This is a genomic window from Flavobacterium beibuense (assembly GCF_004151245.1).
In the GTDB taxonomy this organism is placed as follows: Bacteria; Bacteroidota; Bacteroidia; order Flavobacteriales; family Flavobacteriaceae; genus Flavobacterium; species Flavobacterium beibuense_A.
Genome location: NZ_JUIW01000013.1, coordinates 72,419 through 95,811 on the forward strand (window position 1 = coordinate 72,419; position 23,393 = coordinate 95,811).

The 23,393-nt window shown below is 37.9% G+C and carries 25 protein-coding genes; 15 read left to right on the plus strand and 10 right to left on the minus strand.

All coding sequences use genetic code 11. The annotated features are described in order from the left end of the window. The first annotated feature begins 30 nt into the window (after nt 1-30). Nucleotides 31-546, plus strand: a complete 516-nt coding sequence (locus NU09_RS16620) for a shikimate kinase (RefSeq protein WP_129752437.1) — start codon at nt 31-33, stop codon at nt 544-546. Here NU09_RS16620 and NU09_RS16625 read toward each other — a convergent pair. Both NU09_RS16625 and NU09_RS16630 read right to left on the minus strand, forming a co-directional pair. Further along, a complete protein-coding gene (locus NU09_RS16625) occupies nt 543-1,037 on the minus strand; it encodes a phosphoribosyltransferase family protein (protein WP_129752438.1) in 495 nt (164 codons plus the stop codon). The genes NU09_RS16620 and NU09_RS16625 overlap by 4 nt on opposite strands. A 59-nt stretch (nt 1,038-1,096) precedes the next feature. Continuing rightward, nucleotides 1,097-1,501: an RNA-binding S4 domain-containing protein gene (locus NU09_RS16630; protein ID WP_129752439.1), complete on the minus strand. Its 405-nt coding sequence runs from the start codon at nt 1,499-1,501 to the stop codon at nt 1,097-1,099. An 82-nt stretch (nt 1,502-1,583) separates the two neighbouring features. On the opposite strand from NU09_RS16630, the gene NU09_RS16635 reads away from it, so the two are divergent. Further along, the gene (locus tag NU09_RS16635; protein WP_129752440.1) at nt 1,584-2,486 is read left to right on the plus strand and encodes an FKBP-type peptidyl-prolyl cis-trans isomerase; all 903 of its coding nucleotides are present in this window, start codon (nt 1,584-1,586) and stop codon (nt 2,484-2,486) included. 172 nt (nt 2,487-2,658) lie between these two features. Here NU09_RS16635 and NU09_RS16640 read toward each other — a convergent pair whose 3' ends face one another. Next, nucleotides 2,659-3,612 carry a transketolase family protein gene (locus NU09_RS16640; protein WP_129752441.1) on the minus strand — a complete coding sequence of 318 codons (954 nt, stop codon included), beginning with the start codon at nt 3,610-3,612 and terminating at the stop codon, nt 2,659-2,661. A gap of 82 nt (nt 3,613-3,694) precedes the next feature. Further along, nucleotides 3,695-4,543, minus strand: a complete 849-nt coding sequence (locus NU09_RS16645; protein WP_129752442.1) for a transketolase — start codon at nt 4,541-4,543, stop codon at nt 3,695-3,697. A 412-nt stretch (nt 4,544-4,955) separates the two neighbouring features. On the opposite strand from NU09_RS16645, the gene tgt reads away from it, so the two are divergent. The 7 genes from tgt (at nt 4,956) to NU09_RS16680 (ending at nt 12,731) form a co-directional block, all read left to right on the plus strand. Then, nucleotides 4,956-6,086: a tRNA guanosine(34) transglycosylase Tgt gene (tgt, locus tag NU09_RS16650; RefSeq protein ID WP_129752443.1), complete on the plus strand. Its 1,131-nt coding sequence runs from the start codon at nt 4,956-4,958 to the stop codon at nt 6,084-6,086. 24 nt (nt 6,087-6,110) lie between these two features. Next, complete coding sequence (locus NU09_RS16655; RefSeq protein ID WP_129752444.1) at nt 6,111-7,187, plus strand: LptF/LptG family permease; 1,077 nt, start codon at nt 6,111-6,113, stop codon at nt 7,185-7,187. After that, a complete protein-coding gene (locus tag NU09_RS16660; protein WP_129752445.1) occupies nt 7,174-8,067 on the plus strand; it encodes a DMT family transporter in 894 nt (297 codons plus the stop codon). Before NU09_RS16655 ends, NU09_RS16660 begins: the two co-directional genes overlap by 14 nt. A 67-nt stretch (nt 8,068-8,134) precedes the next feature. Beyond that, the gene (locus NU09_RS16665; RefSeq protein ID WP_129752446.1) at nt 8,135-9,088 is read left to right on the plus strand and encodes an acetyl-CoA carboxylase carboxyltransferase subunit alpha; all 954 of its coding nucleotides are present in this window, start codon (nt 8,135-8,137) and stop codon (nt 9,086-9,088) included. A 154-nt stretch (nt 9,089-9,242) separates the two neighbouring features. After that, nucleotides 9,243-10,799 (plus strand): replicative DNA helicase, encoded by a 1,557-nt coding sequence (gene dnaB / locus NU09_RS16670; RefSeq protein ID WP_129752447.1) that lies wholly within the window; start codon nt 9,243-9,245, stop codon nt 10,797-10,799. 256 nt (nt 10,800-11,055) lie between these two features. Next, entirely contained in the window at nt 11,056-11,415 is a 360-nt protein-coding gene (locus tag NU09_RS16675) for a TfoX/Sxy family protein (RefSeq protein ID WP_129752448.1), read from the plus strand. 50 nt (nt 11,416-11,465) lie between these two features. After that, nucleotides 11,466-12,731 carry an asparagine synthetase B gene (locus tag NU09_RS16680; protein ID WP_129752449.1) on the plus strand — a complete coding sequence of 422 codons (1,266 nt, stop codon included), beginning with the start codon at nt 11,466-11,468 and terminating at the stop codon, nt 12,729-12,731. 81 nt (nt 12,732-12,812) lie between these two features. Here NU09_RS16680 and rplT read toward each other — a convergent pair whose 3' ends face one another. From rplT to thrS, 4 genes are all read right to left on the minus strand, one after another. Then, nucleotides 12,813-13,157, minus strand: a complete 345-nt coding sequence (gene rplT / locus NU09_RS16685) for a 50S ribosomal protein L20 (RefSeq protein WP_129752450.1) — start codon at nt 13,155-13,157, stop codon at nt 12,813-12,815. Between the two features lie 101 nt (nt 13,158-13,258). Then, nucleotides 13,259-13,456 carry a 50S ribosomal protein L35 gene (gene rpmI, locus NU09_RS16690; protein ID WP_129752451.1) on the minus strand — a complete coding sequence of 66 codons (198 nt, stop codon included), beginning with the start codon at nt 13,454-13,456 and terminating at the stop codon, nt 13,259-13,261. A gap of 136 nt (nt 13,457-13,592) precedes the next feature. Then, nucleotides 13,593-14,141 (minus strand): translation initiation factor IF-3, encoded by a 549-nt coding sequence (infC, locus tag NU09_RS16695; RefSeq protein ID WP_129752452.1) that lies wholly within the window; start codon nt 14,139-14,141, stop codon nt 13,593-13,595. 29 nt (nt 14,142-14,170) lie between these two features. Beyond that, entirely contained in the window at nt 14,171-16,117 is a 1,947-nt protein-coding gene (thrS, locus tag NU09_RS16700; RefSeq protein WP_129752453.1) for a threonine--tRNA ligase, read from the minus strand. Between the two features lie 204 nt (nt 16,118-16,321). On the opposite strand from thrS, the gene NU09_RS16705 reads away from it, so the two are divergent. From NU09_RS16705 to NU09_RS16715, 3 genes are all read left to right on the plus strand, one after another. Further along, on the plus strand, nt 16,322-16,780 hold the full coding sequence (locus NU09_RS16705) for a hypothetical protein (protein ID WP_129752454.1): 459 nt from the start codon (nt 16,322-16,324) through the stop codon (nt 16,778-16,780). A 177-nt stretch (nt 16,781-16,957) separates the two neighbouring features. Next, complete coding sequence (locus NU09_RS16710; protein WP_129752455.1) at nt 16,958-17,410, plus strand: hypothetical protein; 453 nt, start codon at nt 16,958-16,960, stop codon at nt 17,408-17,410. 157 nt (nt 17,411-17,567) lie between these two features. Continuing rightward, on the plus strand, nt 17,568-17,876 hold the full coding sequence (locus NU09_RS16715) for a GIY-YIG nuclease family protein (protein WP_129752456.1): 309 nt from the start codon (nt 17,568-17,570) through the stop codon (nt 17,874-17,876). A 169-nt stretch (nt 17,877-18,045) separates the two neighbouring features. On the opposite strand, the gene NU09_RS16720 is transcribed toward NU09_RS16715, so the two are convergent. Beyond that, entirely contained in the window at nt 18,046-18,552 is a 507-nt protein-coding gene (locus NU09_RS16720) for a hypothetical protein (RefSeq protein ID WP_129752457.1), read from the minus strand. Between the two features lie 112 nt (nt 18,553-18,664). Here NU09_RS16720 and NU09_RS16725 point away from each other — a divergent pair, with 112 nt between their 5' ends. Then, nucleotides 18,665-19,123, plus strand: coding sequence for a hypothetical protein (locus tag NU09_RS16725; protein WP_129752458.1), 459 nt, complete (start codon nt 18,665-18,667; stop codon nt 19,121-19,123). Nucleotides 19,124-19,134: 11 nt separating this feature from the next. On the opposite strand, the gene NU09_RS16730 is transcribed toward NU09_RS16725, so the two are convergent. Beyond that, nucleotides 19,135-21,114 (minus strand): trehalase family glycosidase, encoded by a 1,980-nt coding sequence (locus NU09_RS16730; protein ID WP_129752459.1) that lies wholly within the window; start codon nt 21,112-21,114, stop codon nt 19,135-19,137. A gap of 212 nt (nt 21,115-21,326) precedes the next feature. Between NU09_RS16730 and NU09_RS16735 the strand changes: the two genes are divergently transcribed. Together NU09_RS16735 and NU09_RS16740 are read left to right on the plus strand one after the other, a co-directional pair. Then, nucleotides 21,327-21,950 (plus strand): hypothetical protein, encoded by a 624-nt coding sequence (locus NU09_RS16735; protein ID WP_129752460.1) that lies wholly within the window; start codon nt 21,327-21,329, stop codon nt 21,948-21,950. 561 nt (nt 21,951-22,511) lie between these two features. Continuing rightward, a complete protein-coding gene (locus NU09_RS16740) occupies nt 22,512-23,285 on the plus strand; it encodes a hypothetical protein (protein WP_129752461.1) in 774 nt (257 codons plus the stop codon). The last annotated feature ends 108 nt before the right edge of the window (nt 23,286-23,393 follow it).

Below are 23,393 nucleotides of genomic sequence, written 5' to 3' on the forward strand. Positions count from 1 at the left end.
TTAACGCCTTAATTTATAGGGATTTATTATATGAAAAAAATTTTGCTGTTAGGTTACATGGCCTCGGGAAAGTCAACAATTGCTCAGTTATTGTCAAAAGCGTCTGGAATTCCCTACAAAGATCTGGATGAAATTATCGAGGAAAAAGCGCAAAAAAGCATTTCGAAGATATTTGAAGAGGACGGAGAGATAAAATTCCGCAAAATGGAGCACGAAGCTCTTAAAGTGGTTTTAAGCGACGAACAGGAGTTAATACTGGCCTTAGGGGGTGGAACGCCGTGTTATGCCGGTAATCATGAGTTTTTAAAGAATGACAATGTTGTTTCGGTGTATTTAAAGACAGGCATACCTGTTTTGGTAAACAGATTAAGGAAAGATGATAAACCCAGGCCTTTGTTTGATAAACAACCAGAAGAGGAGCAGGAGGAGTATGTAGCCAAACATTTGTTTGACCGTAGTTACTTTTACTATCAGGCAAAGCACGTGGTGTCGACAGACGGGAAATCTGCCGAAGATGTTGTAAATGAGATAATGAGCCTTTTTTAGCTTAAATAAGCGTAGGCTTCATTATCGTTAAATACTACCTGTATGTGTTCCTGTAATGATGTGGAAAGTGACAGTCCTTTAAAATCGGCTTTTACAGGATACTGTTTATGGTTACGGTCTACAAGTACTGCAGTCTTGAACTTTTTAAGCGGAACATCAAGAAAATGCTTCACGCCATAAATAAGAGTAGTACCGCTGTTTAATACATCGTCTACAAGTACAAGAGCCTTGTTGCTGTACTCTTCTGCCGGAATAGACGTTTGAACTGCGTCTATAGGGTTTTGTTTATTTATTTTTACTTCACACAGGGTAATCTTAAGATCGGAAATAGTATCAAGAGTTTTGGCAAGCTTTTCGGCAAAAATGTATCCGTTTGTGGCAATACCTGCTATAACAACCTCTTTCTCGTCTACAAAAGTTTCATATATCTGGTAAGCTATACGTTTGGTTTTATGTTCTATTTCCTGTTGTGTAAGGATTATGTTTTTCATGTGTGCTGTTTTAGTTCTTCAAAGATAAAAAGTGTTTGTGTAAAACGAAGCCTTGCGGGCTATATTTCGTTGTCTTCGCCCGATAAAAATTCATCATCAACGTCGTCGGAATAATCATCAAGGTCGCGGCGGTCTTTTTTGGTAGGTCGGCCGGTTCCTTTAGCACGATAATAATCCTTAGATAGTTTAAGCAGTTCAAGATGCTCAAATGCCTCAGCCGGAGTTTCGTCTTTACGGTATATATCTACCAGTTTAGCTCCCACACGGTTGGGCGGAATGTCTAAAACGGTTAGCTTATAGTTTATCTGGTCTTTCCTTACGGTAATTTTATCTGTAGCAAAAACATCGCGCGACGGCTTTGCCGCCTGCCCGTTTATGGTAATGTGTCCCTTTTTGCATGCTTCTGTAGCTATATTACGGGTTTTATAGTAGCGAATGCACCATAAATATTTATCTATCCTCATACTAAATCCTTAAATTCATTGTTATAAAGCAATACAAAAATAAATGAAAATTGTATCTTGCGCCCATTAAAAAAAAATTAAAATGAAGAGATGTTTCAAGGCTTTGTGCCTTTTGTCTTTGGCTTTTTTAGCATCTTGTAAAAAAGATGATGATACCAGTATTGCCCCGCCAAGGGATTATGCTGAGCAGTATGTTACAGAAAAAGTTGAAATAGAAGAATACCTGCATACTCATTATATTGTTAGTGTAGACGAAAATTTTACTATTGAAATTGACTCTATTACGGCAGATAACCCTCAAACATCTATTTGGGATCAAACGGAGTATCCGTTACAAACTAAGCTTGTAACTCTTAATGATGTTGACTATACATTATACTACCTTATTTTAAACGAAGGGGGTAATGAAGTGCCAACGCCTTATGACCGTGTAAAGGTGGCTTACAGAGGTTGGAGAATGGATGATTATCAGTTTGATTATAATCCATACCCTGATCAGTTTTTATTCCTTCCTGTTATGATTGAAGGATGGCGTGAAATTATACCGTTATTTAAAACCGGTTTTTATAATGATACACCAGGTGACCCAAACCCTGCAAGCTTTACAAATTTTGGGGCGGGGGTAATGTTCCTTCCATCAGATTTTGGTTACTACGATTCTTCTCAGGTAGGTATACCTTCATACAGTCCGCTTGTTTTCAGCTTTAAACTGTATGATATGCAACAGGATGACTCTGATAACGATGGTATTCCTACATATCTTGAAGTAGGTCCTGACAGTATTGATGTTTATGATTATGACAGCGATGGAGACGGTACGCCAAACTTCCAGGATGCAGATGATGATGGCGACGGTATTTCTACAAGAATAGAAATTACCATACCGGGAACTGAAGATGAGTTGTATGATTTTGAAAATATTCCTGTTTGTGAAGATTCAGGAGAATCTATATATCTTGATCCAACCTGCTTCCCTGAGCAATAGGAATAATAGATAAAATATTAAAAAGCCTCACTTAAAGTGGGGCTTTTTGTTTAGTAGTAATGTTTTTTTAGATTCCAAACAGGGTATTTTGGTATTTGCGATTTCATTACTGTATAAATATAAAAAAATCCCAACCGAAAGGGTTGGGATTTTAATATGATGTGAGAAAAGATTATTTTCTCCTGATTACTTTTTCTACAGCTTCAACGATAGCTTCGTTGTTTAGTTTGTATTTCTCCATAAGCTGTGCCGGAGTTCCAGACTCACCAAAACTGTCGTTTACAGCAACAAACTCTTGTGGAGCAGGGTTGTTTGCAGCAAGTGTACGTGCAACGCTTTCTCCAAGACCACCAAGAATATTGTGCTCTTCTGCAGTAACTACACATCCTGTTTTAGCAACCGATTTAAGGATAGCTTCCTCATCAAGTGGCTTAATAGTGTGTATGTTGATAACCTCTGCAGAGATACCTTTAGCCTCGAGAGCCTCAGCAGCAACAAGAGCTTCCCATACAAGATGTCCTGTAGCAACAATAGTTACATCGGTACCTTCATTTAGTAAAACCGCTTTACCAATAACAAACTCTCCGTTTTCAGGAGTGAAGTTAGGTACAGACGGACGACCGAAACGTAGGTAAACCGGTCCGTGGTGTTCAGCAATAGCAATGGTAGCCGCTTTTGTCTGGTTGTAGTCACAAGTGTTGATTACTGTCATGCCCGGAAGCATTTTCATCAAACCGATGTCTTCAAGTATCTGGTGAGTTGCACCGTCTTCACCCAGTGTTAAACCTGCGTGAGAAGCACATATTTTCACGTTTTTATCTGAATAAGCAACAGACTGACGGATCTGGTCATAAACCCTACCTGTAGAGAAGTTGGCAAAAGTTCCTGTAAAAGGAATTTTACCACCTATTGTCATACCTGCAGCCATACCAATCATGTTTGCTTCTGCAATACCTACCTGAAAGAAACGCTCAGGGTGGTTTGCTTTAAAGTCGTCCATTTTTAGCGACCCGATAAGGTCAGCGCAAAGGGCAACAACATTTTCATTAGTTTTTCCAAGTTCTGTAAGTCCTGCTCCAAAACCTGAACGAGTATCTTTATTTCCTGTATTTGTGTATTTTTTCATTTTTGCTAAAATTAGTAGTGAGAATTTAGAAGTGAATAGTGAGAAAAAATCTCAAGTCTATATCTATTATCTCAAAGTCTTATTAGTAGTCTCCTAAAGTTACCTGGTTTTGAGCGAATGCTTTTTCAAGTTGTTCGTCGTTAGGAGCTTTACCGTGCCATGCGTGCGTGTGCATCATAAAGTCTACACCGTTACCCATTTCGGTATGAAGCAATACACAAACCGGTTTTCCGTTTCCTGTTTTAGCTTTAGCTTCTGTCATTCCGGCAATTATAGCCTCGATGTCATTTCCTTTTTCAATTTCCAATACTTCCCATCCAAAAGCTTCAAACTTAGCCTTAATGCTGCCCATTGGTAAAACCTCGTCAGTAGCCCCGTCAATTTGTTTTCCGTTAAGGTCAACCGTAGCGATAATGTTGTCTACTTTGTAAGCTGCAGCATACATGATAGCTTCCCAGTTTTGACCTTCCTGAAGCTCACCGTCACCGTGAAGGCTGTATACAAGATGGCTGTCTCCGTTAAGTTTTTTTGTTTGAGCCGCACCAACAGCTACTGATAACCCCTGCCCAAGAGAACCTGAAGCAATTCTTACTCCCGGTAAACCTTCGTGAGTTGTAGGGTGACCCTGAAGTCTTGAATTAATGTGGCGGAATGTAGCAAGCTCAGATACAGGGAAGTATCCGCTTCTTGCAAGTACGCTGTAGAATACCGGAGATATGTGTCCGTTTGAAAGGAAAAAGATATCCTCGTTAATGCCATCCATGTCAAAACCTTCCTTGCGGTCCATTAAAACCTGGTAAAGCGCTACCATAAATTCAGTACAGCCAAGCGAACCTCCCGGGTGTCCCGAGTTTACCGCATGCACCATACGAAGGATGTCCCTTCTTACCTGAATCGTTAAATCATTTAGTTGTTGTGTGTTAGGCTTCATTTTTCTAATAAGTTAAACTGGGTGCAAAAGTAATTCTTATTTTTTCTATTGGCAAATTAATTTCACTTACTGAAAAAACGGCTTCAGTAAATCGTTTTTAGCGGTTTGTTTTTCTCCCCATACCCCTCTTTTCATTTTCATATTTATTATCATTTTCATATTCATTTTCTAAAGGCTTTTTTTGGATAAAGTCTGGTTTAGGGTTTTGTTTATAGTTGGGTTTATCCTGGGATAATTTATATGTATGTTATTGTACTGAAAATATAGTTTCAGTAAACGAGTTCAAAAAGGTAATATTTTTGCACTTGTTTTTGTTTGTTTTCTATAAGTTGTTTATGCTGTTTCATATCTTATTTTCCTGTACAAAAATCTCATATCTATTGCCTATCTTTGCGCCTTGTAAAAACGGAATATGAAATTTGATTTAATTACCAAAGATCCTCAGTCTAAAGCCAGAGCAGGACTTATCACTACCGATCACGGCCCTATAGAAACACCTATATTTATGCCGGTAGGTACAGTGGCAACCGTAAAGGGGGTACACCAGCGCGAACTTAAAAATGATATAAACCCTGATATTATTTTAGGTAACACATACCATTTATACCTTCGTCCGCAAACCCCGATTATTGAAAAGGCTGGCGGACTTCATAAGTTTATGAACTGGGACAGGAATATACTTACCGATAGCGGTGGTTATCAGGTATATTCATTATCAGGTAACAGGAAGATTAAAGAGGAGGGAGTTAAATTCAAATCACATATTGACGGTTCTTACCATTTCTTTTCGCCGGAAAGCGTAATGGAAATTCAGCGTACCATTGGTGCTGATATTATCATGGCTTTTGACGAATGTACACCATACCCTTGCGATTATCGTTATGCAAAACGTTCAATGCACATGACACACCGTTGGCTGGACCGTTGTATTGCGCATCTTGAAAAAGTCCCTGTAAAATACGGTTACGATCAGGCATTTTTTCCAATTGTTCAGGGTAGTACATATACCGACCTGAGAGCGCAATCGGCAGAGTATATTGCTAACGCCGGGGCTGTAGGTAATGCCATTGGAGGATTATCAGTAGGGGAACCTGCAGAGGAAATGTATGCAATGAGCGAGGTGGTTTGTAATATACTTCCTGAAGACAAGCCGCGTTACCTTATGGGGGTAGGTACTCCTATTAATATATTAGAAAATATTGCCCTTGGTATAGATATGTTTGACTGTGTTATGCCTACACGTAATGCCCGTAATGGTATGTTGTTTACGGCAAACGGTACCATTAACATTAAAAACAAAAAATGGGAAGATGATTTTTCTCCTATTGACGAAATGGGCATCACTTTTGTAGACACCGAATATACTAAAGCTTATTTAAGACACCTTTTTGCTGCAAACGAGTTTCTTGGTAAACAAATTGCAACCATACATAATTTAGGTTTCTATATGTGGTTGGTTCGTGAGGCAAGAAAGCATATCTTAGCAGGAGATTTCCGTGAGTGGAAAGACAAAATGGTAAAACAAATGAGCCAAAGGCTTTAACCATAATTAAAGAAAATCACCGGAGTGAAGATAATAGACTGGTACATTTTAAAAAGATACCTGGCAACATTTTTTGTAATGCTGCTCATGTTTATTCCCATAGGGATTGTTATAGACGTATCGGAGAAAATTAATAAAATACTGGCTAAAAAAGTACCTTTTGCAGATGTAGCTGCCTATTATGGCGATTTTACGCTATACTTTGCCAATATGCTTTTTCCTATATTCCTGTTCCTGTCGGTTATCTGGTTTACTTCAAAGCTGGCTAACAATACAGAGATTATTGCTGTACTGGGATCGGGAATCTCTTTCATGCGATTTTTAAGACCTTATATTATAGGAGCATCCATCATATCATTGCTGGCGCTTGTTATGGGTGTATTTTTTGTACCCAAGGCAAGTAAAGGTTTTAACGACTTTAGGTATACTTATCTTAAGAACAATCCTAAAATTAGGGAAAACGAACAGGTTTATAAACAGATTAACGATACACAGTATATATATGTAGGTACATTTAACTACATACAAAACTCGGGTTCTAACTTTAACCTTGAAACTTTTAAAGGTGAAAAGCTGGTGTCAAAAATTAATGCCAACACGATTGCCTGGAATCCTAAAGACAGTACATATCTTCTTTATGGTTATAATAAAAGGACTGTGGGTGAAATGAACGATAGGCTGGAGAGTGAGCCACAAAAGGTTATGAAGCTTTCTTTTGAGCCTGATGAGCTTACCCCGGTTATTTATGTGGCAGAAACAATGACACTTGGTGAGCTTAATAAGTTTATTGATAAGGAAAAGAAAAGAGGATCAGGTAATATAAACAGTTACCTGGTTGTAAAGTATAAAAAATACAGTATTCCGGTATCAGCATTTATTCTTACCATTATTGCCGTGGCAGTATCTTCCATGAAACGCAGGGGAGGTATGGGGGTTAACCTGGCACTGGGTATTGCACTGGCCTTTACCTTTGTGTTTTTTGATAAGGTATTTGGAACCATGGCTGAGAAATCGAGCATCCCGCCATTATTGGCTGTGTGGTTCCCTAATGTGACTTTTGGTATTTTAGCTATATTCCTCTTACGTAATGCTAGGCGATAAATTAAGGAGTTATTTACATCTCCATTTCATAGTTTTTATTTGGGGTTTTACCGCTGTTATAGGTAAGCTTATTACACTCGATGCCTTACCGTTGGTTTGGTATAGAATGGGTATTGCAGTAATTCTTGTATATCTGTATGCGCGTTTTACAAAAGTACCTTTAAGAGTAGAATGGAAAACCCTAGCAGGGTTTTTGTTTGCGGGGCTAATTATCGCTATGCACTGGTTTACATTTTTTAAGGCGATAAAAGTATCTAATGTGTCGGTAACACTGGCGTGCCTTTCTACAGGGGCATTCTTTACCTCTCTTTTAGAACCCTTATTGTACGGGCGAAAGGTTATATGGTATGAGGTACTGTTCGGCCTTCTTGTTATAGGGGGGCTTTATATAATATTCAGTTTTGAGGGTGATTACCTCTACGGAATATTACTGGCATTGTCTTCGGCTTTCCTTTCGGCAACCTTCTCGGTTATAAATGGTAAGTATGCTGTAAAATATAATGCCACACAGGTTTCTTTTTGGGAGTTGCTGGGTGGTGTGTTTTTCCTGTCAGTTTATTTGCTGTTTGCAGGAAGTTTTACTACAGAGTTTTTTGTACTTACGGGACAAGACTGGACATGGCTAATTGTACTGGCTACCTTCTGTACGGCCTATGCTTTTATTGCATCGGTACAGGTGATGAAGTTTTTAAGTCCGTATACAGTAATGCTTACTATTAACATGGAACCTATATATGGGATAATTCTTGCATTAATAGTATTTAAAGATAATGAGCACATGAGTCCTGCTTTTTATTTTGGTGCTGCTATTATACTTACTACAGTGATACTCAATGGTGTAATAAAGAATTACCCTAAAAAGAAACTTAAAGAGATTTAATTCTTTCATTCTTAAGCTAAAGTTCTATCTTTGTAGTTCGAACAAACTTTAAAAATCTGCCTGTACTATGGAATATTTAGATTTTGAGCTTCCGATTAAAGAGCTTGAAGACCAGTTAGATAAGTGTACTATTATTGGTCAGGAATCGGATGTGGATGTATCTAATACATGTAAGCAAATCGAGAAAAAACTAGAAGAAACAAAAAAGAATATATACAAAAACCTTACAGCGTGGCAAAGGGTTCAGCTTTCAAGGCACCCAAGCCGTCCGTATACTATGGATCATATCAATGCGCTTGCTGAAGGTACTTTCTTAGAACTTTTTGGAGACCGTGGCTTTAAAGATGATAAAGCAATGGTGGGAGGACTTGCTAAAATAGGCGGTCAGTCATTCATGATCATTGGTCAGCAAAAAGGTTACAATACTAAAACAAGGCAATACAGAAACTTTGGTATGGCTAACCCTGAAGGATACCGTAAGGCATTACGTCTTATGAAGATGGCTGAAAAGTTTGGTATTCCTGTAGTTACTTTAGTAGATACTCCGGGTGCATACCCAGGGCTAGAAGCTGAAGAAAGAGGACAGGGTGAGGCTATTGCAAGAAATATTTTTGAGATGGTACGCCTTAAAACACCTATTATTACCGTTATAGTAGGAGAGGGTGCTTCAGGTGGGGCACTTGGTATAGGTGTGGGAGATAAAGTATACATGCTTGAAAACACATGGTACTCTGTAATCTCTCCTGAGTCTTGTTCTTCAATCTTATGGAGAAGCTGGGAGTACAAAGAGCAGGCTGCCGAGGCGCTTAAGCTTACTTCTTACGACATGAAGAAACAAAAACTTATAGATGATATTATTCCTGAACCGCTGGGTGGTGCGCACTATGACAGAGCCACTACTTTTGAGAGCGTTAAGGAGTACATCTTAAAAGGATATAATGAATTGAAAGACTTATCAACAGAGGAACTTGTTGCGAAAAGGATGGATAAGTATAGTAAAATGGGGGAGTTTAAAGAATAACCTTGTTTTAACGGCATAATGATTCCGAAGCCTTGCCGCTTCGGATTTTTTTTAGGTTATAAACAATTAGTTAACTGTTTATCAACAGTTTGTTAACATAGGCTTCTTAACAATTGCTTAACTCATCCATTTTAAATTTAATTACATTAGCACTATGGAAAACATCAGGAACGTAAACCCGGTAAAAGTTGATAAAACTGCTATTATCAACTTAGAGAAAGGCAAGCTCCCACCGCAGGCGCTGGACCTTGAGGAGGCTGTTTTAGGTGCCATGATGATAGATAAAAAAGGTGTAGACGAGGTAATAGATATATTACAGCCCGATGCCTTTTATAAGGAGGCCCACAAGAACATTTTTGAGGCCATCGTACAGTTATTTAACGACACACAGCCAATTGACTTATTAACAGTGTCCGCTCAGTTAAAAAAGAACGGAAAACTGGATTTGTCCGGCGGAGATTTTTATCTTATTCAGCTTACGCAAAAGATATCATCTTCGGCTCACATTGAGTTTCACTCAAGAATCATTTTACAAAAATTCATTCAGCGAAGCCTTATTAAAATATCAAGCGAGATTATTGAAGAGGCTTATGACGAGACAACAGATATTTTTGACCTGTTAGACCAGGCAGAATCTAAACTGTATGAAGTTACCCAGGGTAACATTAAAAGAAGTTCTGAAACGGCACAAAGCTTAGTTATACAGGCAAAGAAACGTATTGAGGAAATTGCTGGTAAAGAAGGTTTAAGTGGTGTTGCTACCGGCTTTCGCGATCTTGATAAGCTTACATCGGGATGGCAGCCCAGTGACCTTATCATTATTGCGGCAAGGCCCGGTATGGGTAAAACCGCATTTGTACTTTCTATGGCGCGTAATATTGCAATCGACTTTAACCACGGTGTTGCGGTATTCTCGCTGGAGATGTCCTCGGTACAGCTTATTACACGTTTGATTTCGAGTGAAACAGGCCTTTCTTCAGAAAAGTTGCGTACCGGTAAGCTTGAAAAGCACGAATGGGAACAGTTAAGTATTAAGGTTAAGAACCTTGAAAAGGCACCATTATATATAGATGATACACCATCGCTTTCCATTTTTGACCTTAGGGCAAAAGCAAGAAGGCTGGCGTCGCAGTATGGTATCAGGATGATTATTATCGATTATCTTCAGCTGATGACTGCCGGAGGTGCTGCCGGAAAGAACGGAGGTAATCGTGAGCAGGAAATATCAACCATTTCACGAAACCTTAAGGCACTGGCTAAAGAGCTTAACGTTCCTGTTATTGCACTGTCGCAGCTATCACGTGCGGTAGAGACCAGGGGATCGAGTAAAAGACCTTTACTTTCTGACCTTAGGGAATCGGGTGCGATTGAGCAGGATGCGGATATCGTATCGTTTATTTACCGACCTGAATACTATAAGATTGATGAATGGGATGATGAGGAAAGATCGCCAACACAGGGACAGGCTGAGTTTATCGTGGCTAAGCACCGTAACGGTGGACTGGATAACATCAGGCTTAAATTCGTGGGTAGCTTAGGTAAGTTTGATAACCTTGACGATTTCGGTTCACCGTTTGATGAGCTTCCGTCAAGTATGAATGATAACGATAGTTCATCGTTTATTAAAAACCTGCCTTCGGCAAACGATGCTTTTGGCAGTAACATGAACAGCGGAGGAGGAGCGCATGACGATGACGATGTCCCGTTCTAAATAATAAGTAACCAATTAACCCCATACAGATATGCAGAACGATTTATTTAAATCCCAAACAGATGAAGAGTTGTCCCTATTGGAAATTGAAGTAAACGGTGCTGAGCACGTTACGGTTGAAGAGCCGGGGACAGGGGAATATTAGTTAACAATAAAAAAGATATAGAGTGCATCAGTCGATGCACTTTTTTTATAGGTGTAATTTTCTGATGATCATATTAATATTGTAAATTGGTAATAAAAATAAGTATTAAGTATGCCGGCCGATGCAATTTTAATGGATAGGGTAAGGGAGCTTTTACTACAGGCTTTGCCGCCCAATCCGGATGTGGAAGAAAAGAAAATGTTCAACGGGGTTGCCTTTATGGTAAACGGTAAAATGTGCATTTGTGTAAGCAACAACGAAATAATGTGCCGTATAAACCCGTTAATTCATGAGGAAATGGTGGAGAAACCCGGTTGCAGGGCTATGGAAATGAAGGGTAAGCCATATAAAGGTTTTGTATATGTTGAAAACAATGCCATAACGGGCAGAGACAACCTTAACTTTTGGGTTAACCTGTGTTTGGAGTACAATCCGTTGGCAAAAGCTTCTGCCAAAAAGAAAAAGAAATAGCTGTGCAAAACCTTGTTTTTGCCTTATATTTGAATAAAATCTGCTATAAAATGCTTCTTAAAAAACACTACATACTCTTATTATTTCTTTTAACGTCGTTTTTAGGGCGTGCTTCTATGATTTTAGTCCCGATGGATGAGACCTCCCAACAAAACCATTTAAAGGCTTACGGGATAACCTATTGGGTTTTAGAGAAGAATTATAAGGCAAGCTGGCTGCTTAATTACAGGGGAGGCTCTTTTTTGCTTCCGGATGCCGAGGAGATCAGGCGTGAATGCCAGATAAGAGGGGTTAGTTTTGAAATACTGTCAGATGCGCAGGCTAATACCATTCAGGATGAAATTAGCAGTCCGTCTCAAAATATGGAGACCGTTATTCTTGAAAAAGCACCTAAGATTGCGGTGTATACCCCGGCGGGAAAACAACCGTGGGATGATGCCGTAACCTTGGTGCTTACTTACGCCGAGATTCCGTTTGAGACCATTTATGATGAAGAAGTACTTAACGATGCCCTTTTATTATACGACTGGCTGCATTTGCACCACGAAGACTTTACAGGGCAATACGGAAGGTTTTTTGGAGCATACCGTAATGCGCCTTGGTATATAGAACAGAAGAAGGAGGCCGAAGAGCTGGCTGCCAGATTAGGATACAGCAAGGTGTCGGAAGAAAAGATGGCAGTTGCCGATAAGATAAGGGATTATGTAATAGGTGGTGGCTTTATGTTTGCCATGTGCTCTGCAACCGATAGTTTTGATATTGCGCTTTCGGCAGAAGGAGTGGATATTTGCGAACCTATGTTTGATAATGATCCGAGCGATCCTAATTACCAGTCGCGAATAGATTACAGCAAAACATTTGCCTTTAAGGATTATACCTTAGAGCGTAATCCTATAGTCTATGAATTCTCGGATATAGATATGACAACCAAGCGTAAGGTACTTATGGATAACGACTACTTTACCTTGATGGAGTATTCAGCAAAATGGGATCCGATTCCTACCATGCTTTGCCAAAACCATACGCAGCTTGTAAAAGGTTTTATGGGACAAACCACATCGTTTGACGAGAACCTAATAAAATCAAATGTATTGATTATGGGGCAGAACCTGCAAAACGGAGAAGCCCGATACATTCACGGTACAAAAGGGAAGGGGATGTTTACTTTTTACGGAGGTCATGACCCAGAGGATTATCAGCACAGGGTAGGTGATGCACCTACTGTTTTAGACCTGCATCCTAATTCACCGGGTTACAGGCTAATTCTTAATAATGTGTTGTTCCCTGCAGCAAGGAAAAAGAAGCTTAAAACGTAAAGTTGTAATATAATATCAATAAAAAACCCGCTCATTGAGCGGGTTTTTTGTGTAAGTAAGATATATATTGTTTTACGTAAATTATTTAACTTTATTAACGATAGCTGCAAAAGCTTCAGGGTGGTTCATAGCTAGGTCAGCAAGAACTTTACGATTAAGTTCAATACCGTTAGCTTTAACTTTACCCATGAATTGAGAGTAGCTCATGCCGTGTAGTCTTGCACCAGCGTTAATACGCATGATCCATAATGCACGGAAGTTTCTCTTCTTTTGTTTTCTGTCACGGTAAGAGTAAGCCATTGCTTTCTCAACCGCGTTTTTAGCTACTGTCCAAACGTTTTTACGTCTTCCAAAGAATCCTTTGGCTTGCTTCAATACTCTTTTTCTTCTAGCTCTTGAAGCAACTGAATTTACTGCTCTTGGCATAATTTTAAATGTTTTTTTGTAGTAGGCGTTCCTTTTATATAAGAAAACTTAAAGCCATACTCCAGGGTTATTAAATTGTTTTAACCGGACTTAAATAAATATTAGATAAGTCTTAATTGCTCTTTTACGCTTCTCTCATCTGTCTTGTGAACAAGAGTAGAGTGAGTTAGAGCTAGCTTACGCTTTTTAGATTTTTTAGTCAGGATGTGACTTTTGAAAGCGTGCTTTCTTTTGATTTTACCAGAACCTGTCACTTTAAAGCGCTTTTTGGCACTGGATTTAGTTTTCATTTTAGGCATTTTCTTCCTGTATTTAATTATCTTACTTACTACTTTTTTTTAGCCTTAAAGCCGAAAGTCATAAAGTAGTTAGCCTGTTGTTAATAACAAGCCCTGCTTTAGACTTTCGACCTTATGACTTTTAGACTTTACAGTCTTATTTCTTTTTCTTAGGAGCGATAAACATTATCATCCTTTTTCCTTCAAGTACCGGCATAGATTCTACTTTACCATACTCTTCAAGATCCTGAGCCAGCCTTAATAAAAGAATCTGTCCCTGTTCTTTGTATATAATAGAACGTCCTTTAAAGAATACAAAAGCTTTTAGTTTTGAGCCCTCTTTCAGGAATTTCTCGGCATTTTTCCTTTTAAACTCGTAATCGTGCTCATCAGTCTGAGGTCCGAAACGAATTTCCTTCACGGTAATTTGTGAAGATTTTGCCTTAAGCATTTTATCGCGTTTCTTTTGCTCGTAAAGAAACTTCTTATAATCCATTATCTTGCATACAGGCGGCGCTGCGTTTGGCGATATTTCTACCAAATCCAGTTCCTGTTGCTCAGCCATTTGAAGGGCCTGAGATGTTCTGTATACTCCCGTTTCCACATTTTCACCTACAAGTCTTACTTCCGGTACACGGATATCGCTGTTAGTCCTGTGAGGATCTTTTTTTTCTACTCGAGGTTGATAACCTCTGTTGTTTCTTATTGCTATGGCTATAAAATTTTAAGTTAAACTTAGAATGCTTTTAGTGTCTTATTTATTTCTTCTTTTACTAAAGAAGCAAACTCTTCAATTGTCATTGTTTGGTTTGATTTACCTGCATCGCCATGTTTACGTACAGAAATCGTACCATTCTTCTCTTCTTCCTCACCAACAATCAGCATAAACGGAAGCTTTTTAACTTCGGCTTCGCGAATTTTCTTACCAATTGTCTCGTTTCGGTTATCAATTAGGGCGCGAATTTCGTGATTTTCCAGCAAATCTAAAACTTTTTTAGCATAATTTTCATATTTCTCGCTAAGAGACAGTATGATAGCCTGCTCCGGCATTAACCAAAGCGGGAAGTTTCCGGCTGTATTTTCAAGTAAAATCGCGATGAATCTTTCCATAGATCCAAACGGCGCACGGTGAATCATAACCGGGCGGTGAAGCTCGTTATCGGCACCTTTGTAAGTCAGGTCAAAACGCTCAGGAAGGTTGTAGTCTACCTGGATAGTACCAAGCTGCCACTGCCTGCCTAACGCATCTTTTACCATGAAGTCCAGTTTAGGGCCATAAAAGGCAGCCTCGCCATACTCAACCACAGTGTTAAGGCCTTTGTCTTTTGCTGCATTGATAATAGCGTTTTCTGCTTTTTCCCAGTTTTCGTCGCTACCTATGTATTTCTCCCTGTTTTCCTGATCTCTTAATGAAATTTGTGCGCTAAAGTTTTCAAAACCAAGCGAGCTGAATACATAAAGTACCAGGTCGATTACTTTTTTAAACTCTTCGTCAAGCTGATCCGGAGTACAGAAAATGTGTGCGTCATCCTGAGTAAATCCGCGAACGCGTGTTAAGCCGTGAAGCTCACCACTCTGCTCATAACGGTATACAGTACCAAACTCTGCATAACGCTTAGGAAGGTCTTTGTAAGACCATGGTTTTGTATTGTATATCTCGCAGTGATGCGGACAGTTCATCGGTTTTAGTAAGAACTCTTCACCCTCGTTTGGAGTGTGGATAGGCTGGAAGCTGTCTGCACCATATTTTGCATAGTGGCCCGATGTTACATAAAGCTCTTTTTGCCCTATGTGCGGAGTAACCACCTGCTCATATCCTGCTTTCTTCTGCGCCTTTTTAAGGAACTGCTCTAAACGGTCACGAAGGGCAGCACCCTTAGGTAACCATAAAGGTAATCCCTGTCCAACCTTAGATGAGAATGCAAATAGCTCAAGCTCTTTACCCAGTTTCCTGTGGTCGCGTCTTTTAGCTTCTTCAAGCAGCTCAAGGTACTCAGTAAGATCTTTCTGTTTAGGGAAAGATATACCGTATACACGTGTAAGCTGTTTGTTCTTTTCATCACCTCTCCAGTAGGCACCAGCAACGCTCATAATCTTCATAGCCTTAATTATACCGGTGTTAGGAATGTGTCCTCCACGACATAAATCGGTAAAAGTAGCATGGTCACAAAAAGTGATGGTACCGTCTTCAAGGTTTTCTATAAGCTCAACCTTATACGGGTTGTTCTCGTTTTTATAAAATTCAAGCGCTTCTGCTTTAGTGGCAGAACGCATTTTAAACTCGTGTTTTTCTCTGGAAATGGCAAGTACGCGGTCTTCAATAGCTTTAAAGTCCTTATCGGTAATGGTATGGTCACCAAAGTCTACGTCATAATAAAAACCATTGTCTATAGCAGGGCCAATAGTAAGCTTGATGCCAGGATACATTTCCTGTAGTGCCTGTGCTAAAACGTGAGAAGTAGAGTGCCAAAAAGCCTTTTTACCCTCTTTGTCGTTCCAGGTATATAATATTAATGAACCGTCGGTCGTCAGCGGGGTCTTGGTTTCAACTGTTGTACCATTAAAAGATGCAGAAATCACGTTTCTTGCTAATCCTTCACTAATGCTCATGGCAACATCCAGGGGAGTTACCCCAGCGTCGAACTTCTTGACTGAACCGTCCGGTAATGTAATATTTATCATTATTAAAAATTTATAGAATGCAAATATAGCGTATTAACTATACAAAGGCAATATAGTAAGTAATTAGATTTTGTGGAATTTAATGCTAAATTTAAATATTTAAAAAGTTGAAATTTGAGATTTCTCCACAAGGTCGAAATGGAACAAATTTCATTTTGAAGAACAAACAATATTGGGCTTAGTCAAAAGTCAATAATTGGAATTATGATAAATAAGAAACAACAATTAAAAGGGACATTTTTAAAGTTAATTCCTAGTGCTTTTTTGATACTGTTTTTGTTAGTACTTTTTTCATGTAATAGCACAAAGAACATTGCTATAAATGAGGATGTTGTAATAAAAAGAATATTAAAAGAGAATAGACTTAACAGCAGGAAGTATTTTGTTGTAAAGGACGATATAATTAAAGAGGATAATGTTTATTTCCTGCGTTACAGAACATTACTAAGGGGCGGTATACGGCCTCATTATCTTGATGGACGTTTTTATTATTACTATGTTTCTGTAATCAATAATAAGTTTTATTTTTTTGATGAAAATGATGAGAATTATAATATTCAGGTGCTTGAAAATATGAAAGAAAACTTAACAGAGCAGCAGAATATAGATCATGTTAACAAGAATTATAAATATTACAAAAAAGGCCTTGTGCTGGCTTTATAAATGAAGAGTTTAAAAGAAATAAATAAAGTGTAAAGTATAGCTACAAAAATTCCAATCTGCTGATTGGATATTTTTGAATAATGAAATTTGAGATTTCTCCACAAGGTCGAAATGGAACAAATTTCATTTTGATGAATAAACAATATTGAGGTTATTCAAAAATCAATAATTGGAATTATGATAAATAATATACAACAATTAAAAGCGACATTTTTAAAGCTAATTTCTAATGTTTTTTTAATACTGTTTTTGTCAATACTTTTTTCATGTAATAGCACAAAGAACACCACTGTGAATGATGATGTTATAACAAAAAAAATATTAAAGGAAAATAGGCGCAGCAAAAAGAAATATTACGTTGTAAAACATTATGTAATTAAAGAAGATAAAGTTCATTTCGTGCGTTACAAAATAATGCTCAAGGGAGGTTTGATACCTAGATTTATTAATGGAGATTTGTATAAATATGTTTCTGTAATCAATAATGAATTTTATTTTTTTGATAAGAATGATGAAAATTATAATATTCAGGTGCTTGAAAATATGAAAAACAACTTAACTGAACAGGAGAATATAGATTGTGTTAACAGTAATTATAATTATTACAAAAAAGGTTGGGGTTTGTATTAGCTTTATAACTATGATGAGCTTAAAAGGAATAACTAAATAATATAAAACAGAAATCCCTACTCAACTGAGCACGGATTTTTTAAATAATGAAATTTGTTCCATTTCGACCGAAACGCAGTGTAGTGGAGAAATCTAGGTGAAATCCTTACATTTGGATATGTTTCAAACTGTAGGGCAACATAATTATTATATTTATATTCTTACTAATAAAAGTAAGACTGTATTGTATATAGGTTTTACAACCGATTTAAAAGACAGGTTGCATTTTCATCAAAATCCTGAAGCACATTCAAAATCTTTTACGGCAAGATATAAATGTTTTAACCTTATTTATTGGGAACATTATACGGAAGTTCAGGCAGCGATTGACAGAGAGACTCAACTTAAAAAATGGAGTAGAAGTAAAAAAGAAAATCTGATTAATGAGGTTAACCCAGATTGGAGATTTTTGAATAATGAAATTTGAGATTTCTCCACAAGGTCGAAATGGAACAAATTTCATTTAGAGAACATATGTTTTCCATTTCGACCGAAACGCAGTGTAATGGAGAAATCTATATCTATAAGGTATTATTTAAATGAAAACAAACCCCCCGCTCAATTGAGCGGGGGGTTTGTTTTATAAACTATATATCTTAATGATCGTGACCTTCGTGGTCGTGTCCGTCATGGTCATGGTGTTCGTGTTCTTCAACCTTAAAGTCGGCTCTAATTTCTTCGTGGGTAATTTCGCCACCGCTTGTACCTGTCTGGTAACCAAAGTAAATAACAACAACGCTAAATATTAATACGATTAAAGAAACGATGTTGCCAAACGATTTCTTTTTAAAGCTTGCCCAAAGGCCTACAAGGCTAAGTCCGCCCAGTATATAACAAAGCATGGCTAGGGTTTCGGCCATTTCTTCGTGTTCGTGAATTAAATGATGGTCGGCACCCGGCATGTGTTCTACAATTTCTTCGGCACCTTCGCCCGAAGCCATTGCCGGCAGTGCACAAACTGCTGCAAGTATAAAAATAAAGTAAGCAGCACGCTTAACTGCTTCTGACTTAGAAATAAATCCGCCAATCATAACAAGCAATCCTATAATAGGAACAATAATAGGCATGTGGTTTACAATAAGGTGAAAATGCGCATCATTCATGGTAATTAGGTTTTTGATTATACTTTCAAAGTTAATCTAATTTTTAAATTACAAAACAGGTGTAAGAAAAGTTAATGGAATTATTATCTTAGTGCTATAAACTAACCACGCCATGAAACAACTTTTATTTATAGTAGCAGTACTTTTAGCCTGCTCGTGCAAAGATGCTGCAACCACAGAAAGGGAAGCAAAAGAGGAGGCAATGGCTCAGGCTGATTCTATCAAAAAATCGGTTTGGGAAAAGAACTCCGTAAGTCTGGAGCTACAACAGCCTACAGTAGTTGTGGTAGAGTTTGATTCACTGGAGATAGAAGCCTATAAAAGTGATGTAGGCGAAGAAGATTTTTACACAGGAGCAGACGACCTTATGTATTATGACGCTATGATGCGCACCAAAATGCAGTCGCTTAATATACCTGTAGTAAATACCGAAAAGGATGTGGTATACATTAATAAGGATACCGATACTATTACTATAGTTAAGGATACTACTTTTTCCCTGTACAGTTACTTTTATTTTGACGGGGAAAAACTAATAAGGACAGATGTGATGGATTTGTTGGATCAATAAGTCTTAATTATTTATTCCTCCCTAAAAACCACATCCGGATTTTCAAGATTATCCAGTTTTTGAATGTACTCCTGTGGCAACAGCGATAGTCCATACTGATAGGACGCATTCATCCACCCAAACCCCGACTTGGTTATATAAGCAAATTCGGTACCTACATTACCATACTCCGCATATACTTTGTGAGTGGTGTTTACCACGTCATATTTTTCAGGGATAGTTCCGTTGTAGTCCACAGCGTTTTGGGTAATGGTCCATAGCCAGCGGTATATCAGTTCACGCGCCTCGTTTTCATAACCATAATTTATAAGTCCTTTCCAAAGCAGCATTTGATGCGGAGCCCATCCGTTAGGGTAGTCCCACTGTCGCTGTACATCGTTGGTTTTGTATTTTTCCAGAGAAGCTTTAGAGGAAGCAAGAATACCGCCTTTGGCTTTTAGTTCGCTCATAAGTACCGGAACCATTTTACGTGCCTGTTCCGGAGTGCACAACCCCGACCATAAAGGGAAGAAATTTGTCGCCGACATATAATCGGTAATTTCATTCTTTTTAAAGTTGTAATCAAAATAGCAGCCTGCAGCTTCATCCCACAGGTATTTTTGCATCAGTTCCCTGCGGTGTTCTGCCTTTTCACTCCAGTAAGACGAAGTATAGGTTTTTCCGTTTACGGTAAAGCTATCCTTAAAATAGGTGCCTATTAAAAACTCAAAATCCTTCTCATATTTATATAGGAGTGCATTAATATCAACACAATTCAAATCGGCGGCTATATTGTCCAGTCGCCAGCTGGTGTCGTGGCCGCTTTCACGCAGCGTACGGTCATGTACAAAATAGCGGTCCAAAAGGCTGTCTTTTATAGTGCCTGCCTTGTACTGTTCTTCAAATTCTGAAACCGACATATTATACTTATCGGCATATTCCTGTAATACCGCCTTAAAATGTCCGGGTTCTGTTTCGGGAGGTATGCCTATTCCTCCGGCATAAAAACGGTTAAGTCCGGTTTCGGGAGTATAGCGTTTACTGTGCATCCATACATTTTCATACTCTTTTATGGCTGTACGCAGGCTTTCTTCCAGCCATCTTTTGTCTTTAGGGTGCATGGCACTATACACCTCTCTTATATAAGAGGAAAGAAAAGGCGGTTGCGTACGCGTTAAGTAATAGGATCTATTGGCATTAAGAATCTTTCCGTAATGCTCTATCTGGTAGCAAAAGTTATCTACCATGCCTTTTGCCAGGTCAAGCCTGTGGTCTATAATAAGGCCTATGCCTTCAAAATAGCTATCCCAGCCATACATTTCGTTAAACCTTCCGCCGGGAACAACAAAGGGCACTCCTTTATTATTCTCAATCTTTAAGGCTAATATCCCCGGATTGTTATTAATGGACTGTACATATTCTGCCGTAATATCTTTTGGCAGTACCACCACATCAAGGTTGGGCATTTTTTTCTGTAGGTTCTTAAAGTAAGCAATCCCCACATGATCATCATATGGAACATAAATGCGCCTGCGTTCGTCATGCATTTTATCGTCGTCCGTTATACGGTTAATGCCATTTTCGTCTATTGTTCGGGTAAGGTCGTCCCAAAACTGGGTACGTATGCGGCGCGAAATGCGCTCGGCAGGAGGTTCCTGTATCTGCCTTAGTGTTATAAGGGCGCTTTCCTGCGCATTTTCGTGTGCAATGGCAAGCTCCTGTAAAAGGTTAGATAAATAATAGGTGTTCCTTATAATAACGGTGTCGCCTTTAGTACTTACCATAAAGTAGTCTTTGTTAGGCGCGTCGTCTTTTGTTATTTTCTTATCACCATCGGTATCATAACCAGCTAAAAGTTCCTGCATCGTCTTCTCTACAGGAAGGTCAAATACGGTTTGGCTTTCAACAAATTTATCGTTGCAACTCATAAATATACCAAATGTGCTAACCGCAAGGGCAGCTCCTATATATAAGGAGTAGTTGCGGGAGGTCTTTATATTGTTTTGCCTCATTTTTAAATGATTTAAAAGTGAGAATTCCTAAAATTAGTAAATTCTTACAGCTTATAAAATTGTAAGACATTGCTTAACATAATATTAGTATGTATTTACAGGATTAAAAATTTTACATACCGTTAATTATTAAATCTGAAAAGCATGTGTGATGATTTACCCGAGGAAATGTACTTGGGTTTATTTTTTATATTTGAGTTTATTTTAAAATAATGGACGATACTTTAATAAAAAGGGCTGAAGAGTTTTTTATCTCAGAATGCGGAGGCAGCAGGGCTGATTTTTATATTAATGATTTTATAGAGATAAAAAGTGAGCTTAAGATATTTTTCTTTATAAGGCCTTCGGATTTTGAATTGATGAAAACTTTGGGGCTTTATTATGTAGGCGTTCCGGGGCCGGCAGTATATGATGTAATAAAAGATGAGTTCTCTATGAGTAATGCCGTGTCTTTTTTAATGGAATATGCAGAACATGAAGAATACTTGGCAACAGGTGATAAAACATTGGAAACTAAGTATACCTATCAGGATATTGTTAATTACCTGGATAGGAGAGGGTATTTAATTACGGATGATTTTGATAGGGTTCTTGAAGCTTTAAAAATTGAAGATCGTGATAAATTGATATATAGATGGACAAGGTCAAGATGTGATGAAATTATTATTTGCAATCCTCCTAATGGATGTTGGGAGGCATTTGAGTTTTTTCTTGAAGAATTAAAAGCTGATTATGTAATAGAAGGTGATGAGATATTTGTAAAAAAGGATTTATTGCATTCTTCAACATATTATGATGATGAGGAAAAAAGATTAAAGGCTAGAGAAAAAAAATAAGTATATGTTTGTTTTATCTTTAAGTAGTACAGGAGGAGATTATATTCTATGGTTTATAATAATCGCTTTCCTGATGTTTTTTATTAGGGAGAAAAGAAACCGTCGCAAAAGTCAGGGTTTAGAAAAATTACAGAAATCAGAATATGAAAATCGATTGATGGCGCAAGGTGTTAAAATAACAGTGTCTTTTGATGATTGTAAAGTAAACACCAAAAAAGATACAGCACAAAACCGGCTTCAAATTCAGGTAGTGTACAGGTGCTCAATTCGTTCTTGGATTCACCTAATAGTGTAGTAACAACCCAAAAGACATCAAATGTCATTGAGATAAAGGTTAAAATTAACGGCTCAACAAAAACTTTGAAAAGTTGTAATCTGGCTATTGATAAGGAAACCCTGCTTATTAAACTGTATATGCAAAAGGAAATAGAGGTTTATTATGATATGCATACACGTGATTATTTCATTGATCTCCATTTTTTGGATTAGTCCTATTATATATATGAGTAATTCAAAACCTTTATTCTATATTTAGAAATCAATAACAATTAAATAAATTGTATGTCCTTCTGTAAAGCATTCTTCTTATATATCTTTTTCTCTTTCTTTTTTAATGCAGCCCGCGCTCAGCAGTCAAACGGATATATAGATGGCTTCTTCTTAGACTATATAATTACAAAAGACGGGGATACTATATATGGAGCTGTAAAAGAAGAGTTGTTTAAGACCTATCTTTTAAAGATGGATGACAACGGATCACTTATCAGATATGAGGCCGATAAATTAAAAGGTTATCGATATAATGGTTATGTCAATACTAATAAAGAACCTAAAGATGGTATTTATACAGGACTGAAGTATAAAAAAGATTCCTTAGATAGTGTGCAGGGAGATTATTTTGTAAAAAATAGCGACACTATATATGGAGATGTATATGAACCTATATTGGGTTCCCGGTATATTATCCCTAAACAAGGGAAGAAAATAAAGTTTAGGGGAGAAGCTGGTTTGGTGTATAAAACAGGTCACTATATATATGAGTATAGGGACAAGCCTAAAGTGGAAACATTGGATTCAAAAGAAGATTGGCTGCTGTTACTATATAAAGGTAAGGAGGTAAAACTTTACGGATATGCAACAGGTCATCAGGGAACATGTTATTTTATAGAAAAAGATAGAGAGATGCATCTTTTACGAATGGACGAAAACTGGCTTGATCTACTCAATAAATTATTTGCTGATAAACCTGATGTTCTGAAATATTTTAAATCAGGTTTTCTTGGTTTCGAAAATATATACCTGGCAGTACGCTATTATGATGAACATTCTAATTAAGTAATACTACCCTATATATAATAGAGTAGTGTATTAAGCCTGCCACGCCTGGGTGTGGTCATCCTTACAAAGGAAGGATCTAAGGATGTGAGTAAGCGGTTCCCCTCT